The organism is Alteribacter populi (assembly GCF_002352765.1).
Lineage (GTDB): Bacteria > Bacillota > Bacilli > Bacillales > Salisediminibacteriaceae > Alteribacter > Alteribacter populi.
In genome coordinates, this window is the sequence record NZ_KZ293963.1 from 1,859,534 (window position 1) to 1,875,915 (window position 16,382).

Annotated in this window: 14 protein-coding genes; 3 read left to right on the forward strand and 11 right to left on the reverse strand. The window is 40.7% G+C overall.

Annotated features, from left to right (window positions below; all coding sequences use genetic code 11):
• Positions 1-101: 101 nt before the first annotated feature.
• From bcbE to CDZ94_RS08995, 3 genes are all read right to left on the reverse strand, one after another.
• Positions 102-1,307: a bacillibactin exporter BcbE gene (gene bcbE / locus CDZ94_RS08985; protein WP_096436296.1), complete on the reverse strand. Its 1,206-nt coding sequence runs from the start codon at positions 1,305-1,307 to the stop codon at positions 102-104.
• Positions 1,308-1,463: 156 nt separating this feature from the next.
• A complete protein-coding gene (gene mobA, locus CDZ94_RS08990; RefSeq protein ID WP_157812126.1) occupies positions 1,464-2,063 on the reverse strand; it encodes a molybdenum cofactor guanylyltransferase in 600 nt (199 codons plus the stop codon).
• 20 nt (positions 2,064-2,083) lie between these two features.
• The gene (locus CDZ94_RS08995; RefSeq protein ID WP_157812125.1) at positions 2,084-2,890 is read right to left on the reverse strand and encodes a formate dehydrogenase accessory protein FdhE domain-containing protein; all 807 of its coding nucleotides are present in this window, start codon (positions 2,888-2,890) and stop codon (positions 2,084-2,086) included.
• A gap of 283 nt (positions 2,891-3,173) precedes the next feature.
• Between CDZ94_RS08995 and CDZ94_RS09000 the strand changes: the two genes are divergently transcribed.
• Together CDZ94_RS09000 and CDZ94_RS09005 are read left to right on the forward strand one after the other, a co-directional pair.
• Positions 3,174-4,067, forward strand: a complete 894-nt coding sequence (locus CDZ94_RS09000) for a polysaccharide deacetylase family protein (RefSeq protein ID WP_096436302.1) — start codon at positions 3,174-3,176, stop codon at positions 4,065-4,067.
• A gap of 28 nt (positions 4,068-4,095) precedes the next feature.
• A complete protein-coding gene (locus CDZ94_RS09005) occupies positions 4,096-4,587 on the forward strand; it encodes a hypothetical protein (RefSeq protein ID WP_096436304.1) in 492 nt (163 codons plus the stop codon).
• 639 nt (positions 4,588-5,226) lie between these two features.
• Here the strand turns inward: CDZ94_RS09005 and CDZ94_RS09015 are convergent.
• Positions 5,227-6,561 (reverse strand): arsenic transporter, encoded by a 1,335-nt coding sequence (locus CDZ94_RS09015; protein ID WP_096436308.1) that lies wholly within the window; start codon positions 6,559-6,561, stop codon positions 5,227-5,229.
• Between the two features lie 207 nt (positions 6,562-6,768).
• Positions 6,769-8,643, reverse strand: a complete 1,875-nt coding sequence (locus CDZ94_RS09020; RefSeq protein ID WP_096436310.1) for a methyl-accepting chemotaxis protein — start codon at positions 8,641-8,643, stop codon at positions 6,769-6,771.
• Positions 8,644-9,003: 360 nt separating this feature from the next.
• Between CDZ94_RS09020 and CDZ94_RS09025 the strand changes: the two genes are divergently transcribed.
• Entirely contained in the window at positions 9,004-9,762 is a 759-nt protein-coding gene (locus tag CDZ94_RS09025; RefSeq protein ID WP_096436312.1) for a hypothetical protein, read from the forward strand.
• 233 nt (positions 9,763-9,995) lie between these two features.
• On the opposite strand, the gene CDZ94_RS09030 is transcribed toward CDZ94_RS09025, so the two are convergent.
• From CDZ94_RS09030 to CDZ94_RS09055, 6 genes are all read right to left on the reverse strand, one after another.
• Entirely contained in the window at positions 9,996-10,649 is a 654-nt protein-coding gene (locus CDZ94_RS09030) for a hypothetical protein (RefSeq protein WP_096436314.1), read from the reverse strand.
• A 90-nt stretch (positions 10,650-10,739) separates the two neighbouring features.
• On the reverse strand, positions 10,740-12,029 hold the full coding sequence (locus tag CDZ94_RS09035; protein ID WP_096436316.1) for a homoserine dehydrogenase: 1,290 nt from the start codon (positions 12,027-12,029) through the stop codon (positions 10,740-10,742).
• Positions 12,026-13,738: an acetate--CoA ligase gene (gene acsA / locus CDZ94_RS09040; protein WP_096436319.1), complete on the reverse strand. Its 1,713-nt coding sequence runs from the start codon at positions 13,736-13,738 to the stop codon at positions 12,026-12,028. Before acsA ends, CDZ94_RS09035 begins: the two co-directional genes overlap by 4 nt.
• A 4-nt stretch (positions 13,739-13,742) precedes the next feature.
• Positions 13,743-14,489 carry an ABC transporter ATP-binding protein gene (locus CDZ94_RS09045; RefSeq protein WP_096436321.1) on the reverse strand — a complete coding sequence of 249 codons (747 nt, stop codon included), beginning with the start codon at positions 14,487-14,489 and terminating at the stop codon, positions 13,743-13,745.
• Between the two features lie 18 nt (positions 14,490-14,507).
• On the reverse strand, positions 14,508-15,263 hold the full coding sequence (locus tag CDZ94_RS09050; RefSeq protein WP_425352561.1) for an ABC transporter permease: 756 nt from the start codon (positions 15,261-15,263) through the stop codon (positions 14,508-14,510).
• 120 nt (positions 15,264-15,383) lie between these two features.
• Complete coding sequence (locus tag CDZ94_RS09055; protein ID WP_096436325.1) at positions 15,384-16,379, reverse strand: aliphatic sulfonate ABC transporter substrate-binding protein; 996 nt, start codon at positions 16,377-16,379, stop codon at positions 15,384-15,386.
• Between the last annotated feature and the right edge of the window lie 3 nt (positions 16,380-16,382).

Sequence of the window (16,382 nt, forward strand, 5' to 3'; positions counted from 1 at the left end):
CCCACCATCATCACTCCTTGATGATTCGTCGGCATTGTATCTGTAAACTCTATTCACCCGACGCTTACCGATATTGTATGAAATCAAGAAGGAACTGTCCATCATTCTGTATAGGTTTTTTTCTCAGGACGAATAAAAATAAGCGTCAGAGCTGTAGCCACTAACGATACGAGCGCTAGAACACCAAACAGTAACAGGTGTGACCCTTTCATTAATAACGCAATCACTGGTGGTGCCAATGCAATACCAACAAACCGCATACTACTATATATTGAAGTAATGGTCCCACGTTCTTTTTTGGCAATGCCCTCAGTCACAAGCGCATCCATACTTGGTAAGGCAACACCAATCCCAATTCCGCTAGCAAACATCGCACTTAGTAATAGATAAATATCTTTACTAAACGCTACTGAAACATTGCAGCCAGTCAACAAAAGGAGTCCTAAAAATGTGGTCCATTTCATTTTCTCTTTATCTTTACCAATGCTTTTCCCTGTAACATAAGAAGACAAACAAAGAGCAGCGAGAGGAATCGCTAAAACGATCCCCTTTTTAACTCCTAATATGCCATGTTGTTCTTCCAGCATCGTAGAAAGGTAAAATAAAATACCAAAAATGACAAACATGCAAATACAACCAATAGCAAATATTGCGTAAAGCCATGTTCCATCTTGGCGAAAAGTCTTTTTTATTGATTTAAGAAACTCCTTAAACAAAGGAGGTTTCTCCTGCTTTTTCGGTGTATGCACTAAAAAATACATTGCAATAACAGATACTAAGCAAAATAAGGGAAAAGCAAAGAATGGTAAATACCAAATAACAGCAGCCAAAGCTGCACCTAAAACCGGGCTTAGCACTTTACCAAACGTATTGGATGTTTCTATTACACCTAGGCCGTGACTTACATCATGCTCATTTTGAAACATATCACCAACTAATGGCATCACAATCGGTGCTGCGCCTGCTGCTCCAACTCCTTGAAAAAAACGACCAACAATAATGAGGGCATAAGGGTCAGGCGTTTGCCAAGCAGCCCAACCAGACAATGCTCCACCAAGAGCTGCAATAATTAAGCTTGGAATAATAATTCGTTTTCTCCCGTACCGATCCGACAAATAGCCTGCAATCGGAATGAGCAAAATCGCTACGACGGAATAAACCGTAATAATCATACTTACCTGGAACGCTGATACATTCATTTCTTTTTCCATTGTTGGTAAAACAGGAATCAGCATTGAATTTCCCAGTGTCATTACCAACGGAATCGATGCCACAGATATTAAATCCCACGTCTTTTTGTCCTCCATACCAAAGCCCTCCTGCTCATCTGCACATCTATCTATTAGTATGCAGATAAGCGGAGCGGTTTTATTCAACCAAAGTATGGAGAACCTCGCATCAATTTATTGTCACTGTGTCCCGACGTCTTTTCTCTGACCTTTTAAAACATATCCTCTTTGCTATTAAAATCGGTTGCAAATCTCCTCATATTCAGCAGGGTTGTTCATATTAAAAAAGCACTCTTCCCATGCTTTTTCAGGCACACCATGACCTCGTTCGTCGACCTCCACCACATTTAGGAGATGAATCACGTCCATGAGTTTTAACCGGTTCGCCTTGATTGCCTTTGTCACCTCTGGTAAAACCGATTTTCGATAAAGAGCGAGCATCGGGTGATAACGTCCACTAGCAATTGGTAAAATAACGTCGGCGTTGCGCCCTTGTTTAGATTCCACAATCCGTGTTAACACACTAAGCGCTTGGCTATTTATTAACGGAACATCACAAGCCACCACAAGGTTCCACTCTGTTGATGATTCAGATAAACCTGCGTGAATACCGGCTAAAGGTCCTTTATTTTTATAGTGGTCCTCTGTGATCGGAACGTCCAAAAACGTATATAATCCCGGGTCATTAGTTACGACAAACAAAGAATCACAGTAATAAGATAATTCGCGTTTGATTCGTGAAATAACACTTACACTGTTTACTTTAAGCAACGCTTTGTTCGTCCCCATCCGGCTTGATTTTCCACCTGCAAGAATAATTCCAGTCAATTTCAAAGGTCCACCTCATTTTACATTCATTCACCTTTAGGATAAGCTTCCCCGTATCCTTCTTCTTGAGCGATATAATCTAGATGAAGGGTGAGGAGGTCTAATAAAGCCGCGGTTGATTTCGAATCATTACTACTTTTCATAATGACCTTCACATAATTTTTACAGCTTTCACAAACTTCAAGCTGAGAAGTATCATCTTCCTCAATAGATAAAGTAAGCACATAGCCTTCCTTCTCTTCTCCACAATGAACACATGACTTTCTTTTTTGCGACCATGATGTTTCACACCTAGGGCAGATAAACTGGCTCTCCTCATTTCCAGTTTCCACTTTTAAACGAACGGGCTCGGCACAGCACGGGCAGCCCCCTCCTACATTCATCTCTTCAATAAATGACTCACACCGCTTTGAGATTACGTGTAAAAAAGGACGAATCGCTTGTTCGGCTACAAAATGCGGTAACCATGCTGATATTTCGTGGTCATCAGCAAACGACTGGAAGTAACCGGTATTATATCGGAGGCTCTCCTTTATCCAGCTGACGACATGTCCCTCATTATCGAAAACGTTTTTGCACCGATCTACATCGTTTTGAAGTTCCTCAGTATAGGTGGATAAACTCGACAAAATCGTGACTAAAGCATCCCTGTATAGCGAGACAGAAATCGGAGTCGAAGGTAACTGAGGGACGATCGGGAATTCAGGATCAATCCCCTCTCTCTCAATTGTCGCTGACCACTGCATGCTAATTTTTTCTTTTAAAACCGTTTGCTCGCGAATGATTTCTTCTTGTAAATGGATATACTCTTCTGAAACAATCGATGGATCCAACAACGCCACCTCTTTCATTTAATCGAAATCGATGTTGCTCGTTGGTGCTTTCCTCTTCTTTCCATTATATCTACTACGTTGAACATGTGTAAATGATAGAACTTTCTTTATTACATTAAAAAAGTGTACTCAAAGGTACGAAGACCAAGAATCTTGGTGGATCACCTCCCATAGCCAGGCTAATATAGAATGCTTAATCGCTCGTAAGATTTCTTTAACCGTGCTAATACTTCTGTTAAACTGTGAAGAGTCCATTGTTACAGGCAGGAGGCCGTCTATTGAGATGAAGAAGTCAATATTGACCATTTTTATTTTAACCGGCTGCATTACGGTCGCAATTTACCTTAATTCAAATGAGAACAACCTTTCTATACATGATCATCCCTTCCGTCCGTTTTCTCAAAAAGATTCTCTAACCCTTATTGGAAGCGCCCGTTACCAAGCATTAGTTTCTAAATCGGAACTCGCAGAAAAAATAAAGGATGACTATATTGATGACGTTATTCAGCCAAATGAGTGGGGAGAACATGTGAGCGGAGTAAAAAATCGTCTCGACACAGAGGAAAATGTGATTGCCCTTACATTCGATGCTTGTGGAGGGCCGTTTGGCAACGGATATGACGAAGCTCTCATTTCATTTTTACGTGAGAACGAAATTCCTGCAACACTTTTCGTGAATTATCAATGGATAGAAGAACACGAGGAAACGTTTTTAAGCTTAGCTGAGGACCCCCTTTTTGAAATTGAAAACCATGGAACTAACCACCTACCTCTCTCGGTGCAAGGAAGGAGTGCATGGGGGATTCAAGGTACGGCTTCTGTCAATGAGGTTGTCGATGAAGTAATGGTGAACCAAAAATTCATTCATGAACTAACGGGTACTTCCCCTTCTTTTTTCCGTTCAGGTACTGCTCATTACGACGAAAAAGCAGTGGAAATTGTCGAAGACCTTAACCTTCAGGTCGTGAATTATGATGTTTTAGGTGATGCTGGAGCCACCTTTTCTGCTAAACAAGTAGAAGACGCATTGTTGAACAGCCAGTCTGGATCGATCCCATTGTTACATATGAACCAACCATCTTCTGGCACAGCTCAGGGCGTAAAAGAAGCAATTCCCCAATTACTTGAACAGGGCTTTTCATTCGTTCATGTAAAAGACTACCCATTATCAGAATGAAAGCCGCACTGAAATAAAGGAGTTTACTATGAAAAAGAACACCGGGTTTATTTTTTACGGAGCCATTATCGCTTTTAGTCTTATTTTTATTTTTTCAGCCATCTCGCTAAATGAAAACTATTACGCAGGCGTCGTCAACCAACCGCTTATCATAACGATCGGCGCGTGTATGATCGGCCTTGCCTTTTTCGAACTGTATAAGCGAACATTTGAAAAACGGCATGCCATTTCGACTGCAATCCTCTGTTCAATTTCGGTTATTTTCCTTATTGTCGTTTTTCCTAGCTATAATTACACTGAGGCTGGTGAGCAACTCATGAATGAATATGAAAATGAGGGTCACCAAGTCGCATTGGAAGAGGTTACCACACCTTCATTTGTCGGAAACGAACAACCAACTTTGTTCATTTCTCGCTATTATGTACACTCAGTTACAATTGAAGACGAAGATGACAGCTATTTTTATTTTGTTGATCCTTCATCTGGCGAAACACTTCGCCTTGAAACATTTGATGAATAAAAAAGCATAGCGTCTTTTATTAAAAAACAGCGTTAGCTTCCTCCGCATATTTTAAAGTCTCAAGGACGTTTTTCCTTTGAGACGAGTGGAGTGAAGGTAGCTATCCACATTTATTCCTTTAGATAAGTTAAAGCTTTCTTAAAGGATAAACGTAAAAACACTTCGGATGTTAGTCATCTGAAGTGTTTTTAATTGCTTTGTTATATAGAGGCTGCTGAATAATTAGCATACGCCTACACGGCAAGGGGATATGCTCTTTCTCATGGAGAGAATCTGCAAGGAAATAAATCTTCTTTTGCTAAAAGCCTTGCACTTGATTTTGAGATACACATATGGGAGCCAAGGGTGCTGCTGCAATGGCGGAGACTCCCTCAGGAAAAGCAACAATGGTATTCTTGCGACGAGGAACCGCAGGAGCAGCAGAGTCGCAGTAAGCACGTCTTTCGCGAATGAGGCTGCTGAAGCGTTGCCTGCGGAAAGCGAAGCCATGGAAGCGCACCCTTTGTATTTGGGTTCTAGAGTTATTCAGCAATCCCTATATAATAATGGAGCTGGTTTCAATGTTCTTTTCAAAACTGACGTTACCACTTCCATTTTACCATTATTACCCTAATGTTAGGCATTCTGATATTAATAAGCCTATCCCCCGATGATTAACATCCACAAATAAAGCCCAGTAAGCGTAATAAATAATGTAGGAATCGTTAAAATGATTCCTACTTTAAAGTAATAACCCCACGTAATTTTTACACCTTTTAACGATAATACATGCAGCCATAGTAGCGTTGCTAATGACCCAATCGGAGTGATTTTAGGACCTAAATCCGAACCGATGACATTTGCATAGATCAGTGTATCTTGCAACGTCCCACTAACACTTGCATCTTGAATCGCTAGAGCGTTAATCATTACTGTTGGCATATTGTTCATAATCGATGACAAAATAGCTGCGATAAAGCCCATGGAAATTGTAGCTACAAACATCCCTTCTCCAGCTACATGTTCAAGGACTCCCGCAAGAACCTCAGTTAATCCGACATTCCGCAAGCCATAGACAACGACATACATTCCAATTGAAAACACAACAATCGCCCAAGGAGCTCCTTTCATTACCGTGCCCGTATTCACAGCAGGACTGCGCCGCGCCATGAATAGATAGAAGATCGCGATGATCCCGGCGACAAAGGAAACGGGAAATGTCATCTCCTCTCCAGAAAAGGGGACGGTGATGTGAATAAATTCACTCACAAAATAGCCAACGAGCAACAAACCGAGTACGTACCAAGATAGACGAAACATTTTGGGGTCCTTGATCGCTTCTTTCGGCTCTTTTAACATCGACAAGTCATAGGTTTTCGGAATACTCTTTCTGAAGTACAAAAACAACACGAGGATACTCGCACCTAGAGCGAAAAAGTTCGGGACGATCATATGCATCGCGTATTCAATAAATCCGATGCCAAAAAAGTCTGCCGATACTATATTCACAAGGTTGCTGACGATGAGCGGAAGTGAAGTTGTATCCGCAATGAAACCACTTGCCATAATAAACGGAAGGATCATCGCTTCCTTAAATCGAAGTGCCCGCACCATAGCTAACACAATAGGTGTTAAAATAAGTGCCGCACCGTCATTGGCGAAAAAAGCAGCGACGATCGCTCCTAGTATCGACACGTATATGAACATCTTGATCCCATTTCCTTTAGCGACTCTCGCCATATGCAAGGCGGACCATTCAAAAAATCCGATTTCATCTAAAATAAGAGAAATAATAATAATAGCGATAAACGTTAACGTTGCATTCCAAACAATCCCCGTCACTTCAATAACGTCACTAAAACTAACAACACCTACAACTAAAGCAAGTACAGCCCCAATAGAAGCTGACCACCCAATCGATAGCCCTCTCGGCTGCCAAATCACAAGTGTAAGTGTTATTAAAAAAATAAGGCTAGCAATTAAAACGGATGACATAACAATCCCCCTACTAAATTTATTATTCGCCCCTTATATAAGTATCTACCTATATAATAAAATAACAATATATCCACCGATTACGCAACCTTTAAAATTTCAAATAGTTCGGGGACTGTCCCCGTACAATTTGTTCGTCACACAAAAAGAACCGGCAATTTTGCCGGTTCCTGTCTTACTTTATGATTACCTTCATGGTAGATTAACTTACATATACCTTCTATTATATTCTTCGTCTGATTCTTGATCGTTTCTTTCCTTTTCAGTAGGTCCTTCCCTCGTTTCCTCTTCAAGGAGGTCATCATTTTCAAAAATTACTTCTTCCTCTACTCTAAGGCTAGGGTCAGATTCAAAGATTCCTTCTGTCTCTTCATTTGATTGGTAAGATTCGCTCAACTGATTGTTTCTAAACTGAAAAATGAGCTGTTGCATTTCTCCTGCCATTGTAGAAAGCTGCTCTGAAGAGGCTGTAATTTCTTCCATGGAGGCTGTTTGCTCTTCGGCAGCAGACGCAACATTTTGAGAATAACCAGCTGATTCTTTTGAAATCGAGGCTGTTTGCTCAGCTGCAAGCACCATTTGACCCGTCCCTAATGAAATCCTCTCAACCGCTCGATTCATCAATTCCATTTTTGACGACACTGATTCAATTGACACCCTTAGTTCACTAAAAGCTTCACCTGCTTGTTTAACAGAGGCTTGTCCTCCAGAAACTGCATTAAAACCGTCTGTCATAGAAATGGCAGATGCTTCAATATCGGATTGAATATCATTGACTAGCCCTTGAATTTCATCCGAAGAATTCGTCGTTTGCTCTGCAAGCTTCCTTACTTCATCTGCGACAACGGCAAATCCACGTCCATGTTCACCTGCTCTTGCTGCCTCAATTGCTGCATTTAATGCTAATAAGTTGGTTTGTTCTGCCACACTTGAAATCATATCGACGATTGTGCCAATTTTCGCTGACTTTGTAGCAAGTTGTTGGATCGAAAGGGACGTACGGTCTGTTATATCATGAATTTGTCCCATAAGCTGAATACTTTCTTCTATGACGACGCGTCCTTCTTCAGCTTTCTTAACAGACGCAACAGAGGCATCATTGACTTCTTTCACATTTCCTGTTATTTCTTCAATACTGTCTGTCACTTCTGAAGTCATTTCCTCACTTTTTAACGAAGCTTCAACTTGAGACTCAGTACCAGATGCAACTTCTTGAATCGATTCTGTAATTTGTTCAGCCGCACGACTTGTTTCTGTAGCGCTTGCAGAAAGCTCCTCAGACGATGCAGCGACGTGATCTGACATGCTGCCTACTTGACCAATAAACGTTTTTAGTTTTTCAATCATTTTATCGATCGCGCCACTTAACTGGCCAAGTTCATCTTTTGATTTTACATTCAAAGGTTCAATATCTACATTCCCATTCGAAATTTCATTTGCAGCATTCACAACTCTATTTAAAGATCGAGTAATCAATTGACTTGTGAAAGTGAACATAACAAACCCAATTAATAAAGCTGCTACTACAGATACCGCAAAAATAATTCTAGTATTTTCCAAAGCTGAAAACACTTCATTTGAAGCACTGCTGACATCATTTGTCACCATTTCAGAGAGGATGAGGAGATCTTCAACAATTCCTTCCCTTAAATTAGTTAAACGAACAATATCTCCATTAGAACCGCCTGCTGAGGATTCAAGCATAGCATCTGCAACATCAACAAAACTTTCATGTTGATTTAAAATATGTTCAAAAATTTGTTCTTGTTCCGTAGAGTGAAATGACCCTCTTAGTTTTTCCACATGAGAATCAAACGTTTCTGTTTGTGTTTCGTAATAATTTTCATTTAACGACCCCGTACGGACCGAGTCCGATAAAGCAATATATTGAGACCTAACTACTGAGCTTAAGTCTACTATTAAATACGATTGCTCATTCGCATGTTCCAACCTTTCCGTTTGTGATTCAATGTTGTACATTAGTGTAAAGCTATAAGCAAAAACACCTAAAAATAAAGTCATAATAAACGAAAATACACCAAGTATTTTCGTTCTAATCGTCCAATTCCGCCAAACCCGCACGCCTTCATCCCCTTTTCCAATCAACGTATATCTACATCATAACCCTACCTATCACATCAGTATCATACCAAAGACTCACTTCATTCGTGATAAAATTTCAAATATTGATAAAAATTCGTTTTTTTACCTAGATGAAACGAGAAAAAAGCCCTATTCATATATTTAAGAATAGAGCAGAAGGTCGATTGCAGGTAAAACGGGAACCTTCATTGTGCTTTTCATTATCAGAATAAACTCCCGTCACAAAGGAAAATCATGTACACTATTTTACTCTTACTTAAAATAAATTATAATAGAAAGAACTGTTCTTTTGAATATTCTATTTTACATATGAATTCCGATACTATCCGAGGTGAAATCATGTCAACAAAGAAAAAAGTATATTTTTTAATTGGAGCGATTATTCTATTAGCATTAACGATTTTAATGTCCTATTACTATTCAATTGATCAATATGGACAACCTATGCCTGCCGACTTAACGACATCACCTGAAAACGATGAAGAAAATTCGACCACAGATTCTGGATCCGTAGAAATTGACTCGACAGATTCCGGTGAGAACGGTGATACTCCTGGGATAGACGAAGAGGAAATTACTTCTGATCGCGAAGATTTTCAAGATGCACTCGAGTATGCTTATAATAAAACTGGTATTCTGTCCACCAACGGCAGTACTCCTAATGAAGAAAATTTTTATTACCAGTTTTGGTTAAGCCATGAATTCTACCACCACCTAACTGATTCCCCTATGGAAGAGGAAGAAAGAAAGGAAGATGCCCGTTTTCAGGCCCAGGAGCTTCTCGTATGGAAAAAAATAGCCGAAAGAGAATATGACTGGAATTACTCAGAAGACCGTTTTCAATCCTTTATTGAAGGAGAAGAAATGAGCGAAGAAGACGACGCTCCAAACGACTTTTTAGTCAATGACATTCAAAATGAAGATGATGATCTGTTTTTGCGTCATTTAGAATCGAAATATTTGAAGCTGTTTATCTGGCATGAAATTCAAAGTGAACTCCAAGAACAGTCTCCACCAGAAGATGGTGAAGATGAAGAGATGCACGAATACCGCCTCTTTCAGCAATTCGCAGAAAAAGTAATGGATGAAATGAATTAAAAGAAGCTGACTGAAATGGTGATTCATTTCAGTCAGCTTTTTCATAGGCTGTTTTCGTAATGTTTGTTGCTTTTTGAGCGTTTTTTCGGGCTTAAATGATGTTACGGGCAAATCAATTTGTCCCCTATGACCAATTGATTTGAAAAACCGTACATCATGCGTGAAGAAGCAAGGATTCGCTTGCCTAACGCTCATTAGGAAGATTCACGCTAATTTATAAGCGCAAAACCACATCACCTCTTTCTAGGTAAAAAGTCATTGAATTCTACATGAAATGATTGCCGCTCATCTGCGTTTGCCCGGTCTGTAACGTGTAACAATCCAGTATGATCAATGTCGATTTGCTCAATATTAAAATAAACCCTCGTAAGGGCTCCTTTAGCGTTATGTTCAATAAGCTCTGGTTCAATTAACTCATGGTCCTGTTCGAACGTAATATTATATATGTATCCGAATTGTTTTTCGAATCGCACCTCAAAAATAAGAAACTGATCAGTTAAAGATTGTGTCGCTTCTAAAGCCTTAATATTTCTTGAAAATTGATCATTCGTTCGTTTTGCTTTTCTCATTACCTCAAGTTCGGGTACAACAATATATGCATATTCCACATGGTCATGCGATTTAAGTGAGTCATCCTCCATTTCACGGTCCAACAAAAAAGCATCAATAATCGATAAGGAAGAGATTCCTTCTTGAATAGCAGATTTAACTTGATCTGAATTTAGATAGTAAAGGAAAGAGGTGTCATCAAAAGAAGAAGTATAATTCTCCTCGTTTCCCTCTGGTAACCCTCCTGTTTCACCAAAAAAATCAGGAAAAAAAGCAAGGATGAGAAGAACCGAAATACATAGCATCAAGAATGTGCTGGCCATCATCTTTTTTACCATTTTCCACTCCTCCTCTTGCAACTCTACGTATCACGTATCATTCTATTATATGATGTTCGCTAAGAGGAGGAAAGTGTCTTTTTATGTCGATTACATGGAAGCAGCAGGAACACCATCTTTTATCGGATATTGAAGAATTTCTTCTTCATTGGCCAGAATGGGATAGGTTTGAACATTCGCCGAATAAGAACGCATGAACTCATCGAGCTGTCCATCATCTGCCGAGACGATACATCCTTTACTTTGAAGACCAGTCTCTTGCACAGAGACTACAATACGAATGCCACATACGGAAAGATGTCTGGTTAGCCCATCACTTCCTGATAAGAACCAATATTGTGCGTTGTTTTTTACAATACTTCCCTCATCAATTTTTTCCGAGCTTGTATTAGCTACATCTTGGGCCTTTTTCTCGTTTTTGTTTTGAAGAAAATTCACAACATCCTCGATGACTGCACTGGAAGTCGGATACTTCCCGGCACCAGGCCCTTGGAGGAGTATATCACCAACAATACTTCCTTCGATGTGCACCCCATTATTTACACCATCTACCGAATAGAGAGGATGTTTTTCAAAAACGAAGCAGGGGCGTACAGCTGCACGGATATGTTCCCCAACCTTTTCTAATGATGCGACATGCTTAATTTTCCCCCCTACCTTTTCTGCTAGGTTTAAATCGTCTATTCTGATATTTCGAACGCCTACAGGTTTGGTTTTATTCCAGATGGGGGCTTTTCCATAAATCCAATGACTAAGAATTGTCGTTTTATAATAGGCGTCCCAGCCATCCACATCTTTATCAGGAACGGCTTCAGCATACCCTTTTTCTTGTGCTTCTTTTAAAGCCTCATTAAATGAAGCTCCTTCTCCTTTCATTTTCGTTAACACATAATTTGAGGTCCCGTTTAAAATTCCATTTACTTTTTGAATAGAATTTGTCTTTAACGTGTGACGAAGCGTGTTAAGGAGTGGAATTCCTCCCGCAACGGCCGCTTCAAACAATAATTGGCAGTTATTTTCGTCTGCAAGCTTGTAAAGCTCCTCTCCGTGTTTGGCGACGAGTTCTTTATTGGCTGTAACAACCGACGTACCCCTCTTTAAAAATGCCGTTACATAAGGGTAGCCTGTATTCGCATCAGGCGTCGCTTCTACGACCAAGTCGAAACGTTGACGGAATACTTCTTCAGATTGCATGGTTACTTTCGTATTTCCAGCCACTTCTCGTTTCTTTGTTCCATCTTTTACAAGGACAACAGGAACCTCAAGCTGTCTTCCTAGAAGATGAACCAATTTTTCCTGTTTTGTTACGATCGTTTGATAAACACCTTCTCCTACTGTTCCAAATCCGATAATCGCTAATTTGACTGCCTTACCACTCATCTGTTCGTTTCCTCCCTTAGTCGTTCAAGTTGTTTTAGCTCCTTTTCTTTTAATTCTCGTCGCAGAATTTTGCCGCTAATTCTCGTTTTCGGAAGTTCAGAGACGACTTCAATTTCACGAGGTGATGCGTGGGCAGATAACTGCCGTTTCACAAAAAAGCGGATGCTTTCAACTAGATGCTCAGAAAACTCAAATCCTTCTCGTAATGTAATGAACGCTTTAATAATTTCACCACGAACCGGATCAGGTTTTCCGATCACACCCGCTTCTGCTACAGCAGGGTGCTCGATCAACTTGCTTTCTACTTCAAAAGGTCCTACTCTTTCGCCTGCTGTGTTAATAAGATCATCACTTCTTCCATGAAAGAACACATAACCTTCGTCATCCTGGTAAGCCGTATCACCAGATACATACCATCCGTTCGCAGTAAAATAAGACTCATATTTCTCTTTGTTTTTCCAAATCTCTTTCATAAGTCCTGGCCATGGTGCCTTTACAGCTAACTGGCCAACTTGACCTGAGGAAAGAGGCTCACTTTTCTCATCTAAAATAGCCACCTCAATCCCTGGCAGTGCCCGCCCCATGGATCCCGGTTTAATCGGGGCAGACGGGATATTTACTATAAGGTGGCCCCCTGTTTCAGTCATCCACCACGTATCATGAATCCTGACGTTTAATTCAGAAAACGCCCAATGAATCACTTCTGGATTTAACGGTTCTCCGACACTTAATACGTGACGTAACGTTTGAAGATCAAACTTTTCATGAAGGTTTCCTTCACTCATTAACATCCGAAACGCGGTAGGAGCACTATACCAGACAGTCACCCCAAAACGTTCAATCAATTTATACCACTCGGTTGCACTAAAACGTCCACCGTGAATCACCACTGTCGCCCGGTTTAACCAAGGGGCGAAGACACCATATACACTTCCTGTCACCCAGCCGGGATGAGACGTGCACCAATAGACATCATCTTCATGTATATCCAGCACCCATTTTCCAGTAATGAATTGATGAGAAATCGCTCTTTGTGCATGAAGTACACCTTTTGGTTTTCCAGTAGAACCGGATGTATAATGAATAAGCATGCCATCCTCTTCATCGAGCCAGACAACAGGTGAATCACCTTCTCCTTGATGATCAGCTGCTTCCTGTAATTCATCAATCGTCCACTGCTTTCGTAAAGAAGGAATGTCGTTAACAGGTACTCTATTTGCCAGCTCATCATCTGTAATTAAATATTGCGCTTCACAATCGACCATTCTTTCTTTGACCGCGTCTTCCATAAATGCTTCAAATAAAGGTCCTGCAATTGCACCTGCTTTTATTACAGCTAAAATAGCAAAATAACAATCCGGTGATTTCGGTAAAAAGATAAACACCCGACTTCCTTTTCGAACACCGTTACAACTTAACACACGAGCGTATCGGTCTGTTATGTCCTTTACTTCGGAAAATGTATATGTTTGTTCATAATCTCCGTCTGTAAACAATAATGCCGTTTTCTGACCATAACCTTCATCTACGTGACGATCAATACATTCATAAGCAGCATTCCAACGTCCAGATGGAGCCATCGATAACCCTTGAAGGGCTTCAGGCCAGCCAAAATGTTCGGCAACTTTGTCATAATCTTGTAAGTGGTGTGTGCGGGATCGCCCCGGTTCAATAATAGATTTTTCTGTTTTTACTATCGTCTCACCCATGCGGTTATGCTCCTTTCACGACGCGTTTCTCTCCAATTTCCAGTGACTTTAAAATTCTCTGTTTCAATTTCGCTATATCGGCATCTGAGGACAATCTTGGTTTTGGTTTAGTAAGTTTGATATTTTCATAAACAGTACCGGGCTGTCCTTTTAAAATCACGATTCTGTCACATAAAGATAAAGCTTCATCAATGTCATGGGTTACAATAACCATGGTAGGGTGTGCCGTTTCCCAAATGTGTAAAAGTAACTCCTGAAGTTGTAACTTCGTAAATGCATCCAAAGCACTAAACGGCTCATCTAATAAAAGAGTACTTGGTTCTGTCACAAGAGCACGTGCAATTGCTGTACGTTGAGCCATACCTCCTGAGAGCTGCTTAGGATAGTATCCTTCGAAACCTTTTAGTCCCACCTTTTTTAAAATGGTTCTCACTTTTTCTGCTTTTGTTTTTTTGTTGTCCTTCAAACCAAAGCTCACATTTTCTTCCACTGTTAACCACGGCATTAGCCGAGCTTCCTGAAAAATTATCCCTAGATTCTCATTAATAGAATCGCTCAGTTCCCCGTTTACTTTTACAGTCCCCTGGTAGCCTTCATCAAGACCAGAGATAGCTCGTAAAACGGTACTTTTTCCACAGCCACTCGTGCCTAAGAGTCCTACAATCTCACCTTTTTCAGCAGTAAATGAGATGTCTTTTATGGCTGTTTGCCCTGCAAAAACTCGACTGACATTTTCGATTTGTACGCTCATTTCCCCACCTCAGAAACGTTATTTTGATTGCTCCATACGGTCTTGCCAATGAAGAGCACGCTCTTGAAGTTTTTTCAAAAACGTATCCGTAATTTTTCCTAATAATGCAAAGAGAAGAATGCTAACCAGAATTACATCAGGCTGAAGTGTGTTTTGTCCAAGAACGAGAAGGTATCCTAACCCTTGGCTCGCACCCATCAATTCGGCAGCTACAACAAACATCCATCCTAAACCGAGACCACTTCGTAATCCAACAAGAAAGGAAGGAAGAGAAGCCGGCAGAATAATTCTTTTTACAAGCTCAAAAGTAGAGAAACCATATGCCTTTCCAACTTCGATCAGCTTCCGGTCGACCGATTGAATCCCACCTGTAATGTTTAAATAAACTGGAAAAAAGACACCAACAGCAATAAGTACCACTTTCGCCCCTTCACCGATTCCGAGCCATAAAATAAATAAGGGTACCCATGCTAAGGAAGGGATGGCTCTGAAAGCTTGAATCGTCGGATCAAATATCGTTTCCGCATGTCGTGACATCCCTACAATTGAACCTAGAATAACAGCGACTATCGCGCCCCAAATGAATCCCCAAAAGATCCGGTACAATGTAATCCCTGTATGCTGCCACAATGATCCATCCACAGCCATCGTCCAAAGGGTTTGAATAATGGTCGAAGGTGCAGGTAGCAAGTGCGTAGCTACGATGTCAAATCGAGTAATCACTTCCCACCCTGCAATTAGGAAGAAGGGAAGGAGCAATGAGAGACCCATCATTCCCCAGGCTGACCGCTCTGATGCGAGTCGTCCATCTGATTGTTTTTCATATGATTTAAATAATGTTTTCGTTGCTGATGTACGTTCTCCTTGGGAAATGGCCATTTGCTTTCCCTCCTTTTATTCTTTATCGATCACATTTTCAGCATAAGTTGGGTCGATCAATTCATTTACAAGCTCTTCAATGTCTAAGTCCCCATCCATCACTTCTGCTTCCTGTAGTACGAGACCAGCTTCTGTTAAACTGTCGACATGCTCCCCACCTGGTATTGGCGTGCTAAAGTTGTTTCTCTCAAGTTGAAGGGCTGCTACGTTTTCATCTATTTGTGCTTCGCTTGTCATAATTTCAACTGTCTCGTCAGGGTTTTCAATGACCCACTTTCTCGCTTTCTCATATGCTTCAATTACTTTTTCAACCGCTTGAGGGTATTGCTCGGCGAACTCTTCTCGAACATTTAAAAACCCATACGTATTAAATGATTCGTTGCGGTAAAATAAACCGGCCTCTGTTTCCAATTCCTGTCGTGCCATATGAGGATCAAGCCCTGCCCACGCATCGACTTGATCACTTGCAAGGGCATTGGCCCCATCACTATGCTGCAAGTTCACAATTTCAACATCATCGTCGGTTAATCCGCCTTCTCGTAAAGCTCGAACAAGAAAAATATAAGGATCCGTACCTAGCGTTGCCGCAACACGTTTTCCTTCTAAATTAGAAATGTCATCAATTCCAGAGCTTTCATTTGAAACAAGCGCTGTCCACTCGGGCTGAGAATAGATATAGACATTTTTAATCGGAGCATTATTTCCTTTCGCCATTAAAGCGGCAGCTCCAGCTGTTGATCCGAAGTCAACACTGCCTCCAGATAAAAACTCAAGCGCTCGATTGCTACCGTGACTTAACACGTATTCAATTTCGGTACCCTCTTCTTCAAAAGCCTCTTCTAGCCAACCAAATTCTTTAAGGACAAGACTTGTTGGCGAATAATACGCATAATCGACTGTTAGCGTCTCGGGTGTTGTTGAATCTGCATCGGAGCTTGAAGCACAAGCTGAGACGATTGAGAATGTGAAAATGAGAATTGTAGTTTTAAAGAATGTTTTTATTGTAGTCATTGT

Excerpts from the sequence above, each read along its gene's own strand:
- bcbE (WP_096436296.1), bottom strand. The coding sequence starts at position 1,307 with ATGGAGGACAAAAAGACGTGGGATTTAATATCTGTGGCATCGATTCCG.
- CDZ94_RS09000 (WP_096436302.1), top strand. The coding sequence starts at position 3,174 with ATGAAGAAGTCAATATTGACCATTTTTATTTTAACCGGCTGCATTACG.
- CDZ94_RS09005 (WP_096436304.1), top strand. The coding sequence starts at position 4,096 with ATGAAAAAGAACACCGGGTTTATTTTTTACGGAGCCATTATCGCTTTT.
- CDZ94_RS09015 (WP_096436308.1), bottom strand. The coding sequence starts at position 6,561 with ATGTCATCCGTTTTAATTGCTAGCCTTATTTTTTTAATAACACTTACA.
- CDZ94_RS09025 (WP_096436312.1), top strand. The coding sequence starts at position 9,004 with ATGTCAACAAAGAAAAAAGTATATTTTTTAATTGGAGCGATTATTCTA.
- CDZ94_RS09030 (WP_096436314.1), bottom strand. The coding sequence starts at position 10,649 with ATGGTAAAAAAGATGATGGCCAGCACATTCTTGATGCTATGTATTTCG.
- CDZ94_RS09035 (WP_096436316.1), bottom strand. The coding sequence starts at position 12,029 with ATGAGTGGTAAGGCAGTCAAATTAGCGATTATCGGATTTGGAACAGTA.
- acsA (WP_096436319.1), bottom strand. The coding sequence starts at position 13,738 with ATGGGTGAGACGATAGTAAAAACAGAAAAATCTATTATTGAACCGGGG.
- CDZ94_RS09045 (WP_096436321.1), bottom strand. The coding sequence starts at position 14,489 with ATGAGCGTACAAATCGAAAATGTCAGTCGAGTTTTTGCAGGGCAAACA.
- CDZ94_RS09050 (WP_425352561.1), bottom strand. The coding sequence starts at position 15,263 with ATGATGGGTCTCTCATTGCTCCTTCCCTTCTTCCTAATTGCAGGGTGG.
- CDZ94_RS09055 (WP_096436325.1), bottom strand. The coding sequence starts at position 16,379 with ATGACTACAATAAAAACATTCTTTAAAACTACAATTCTCATTTTCACA.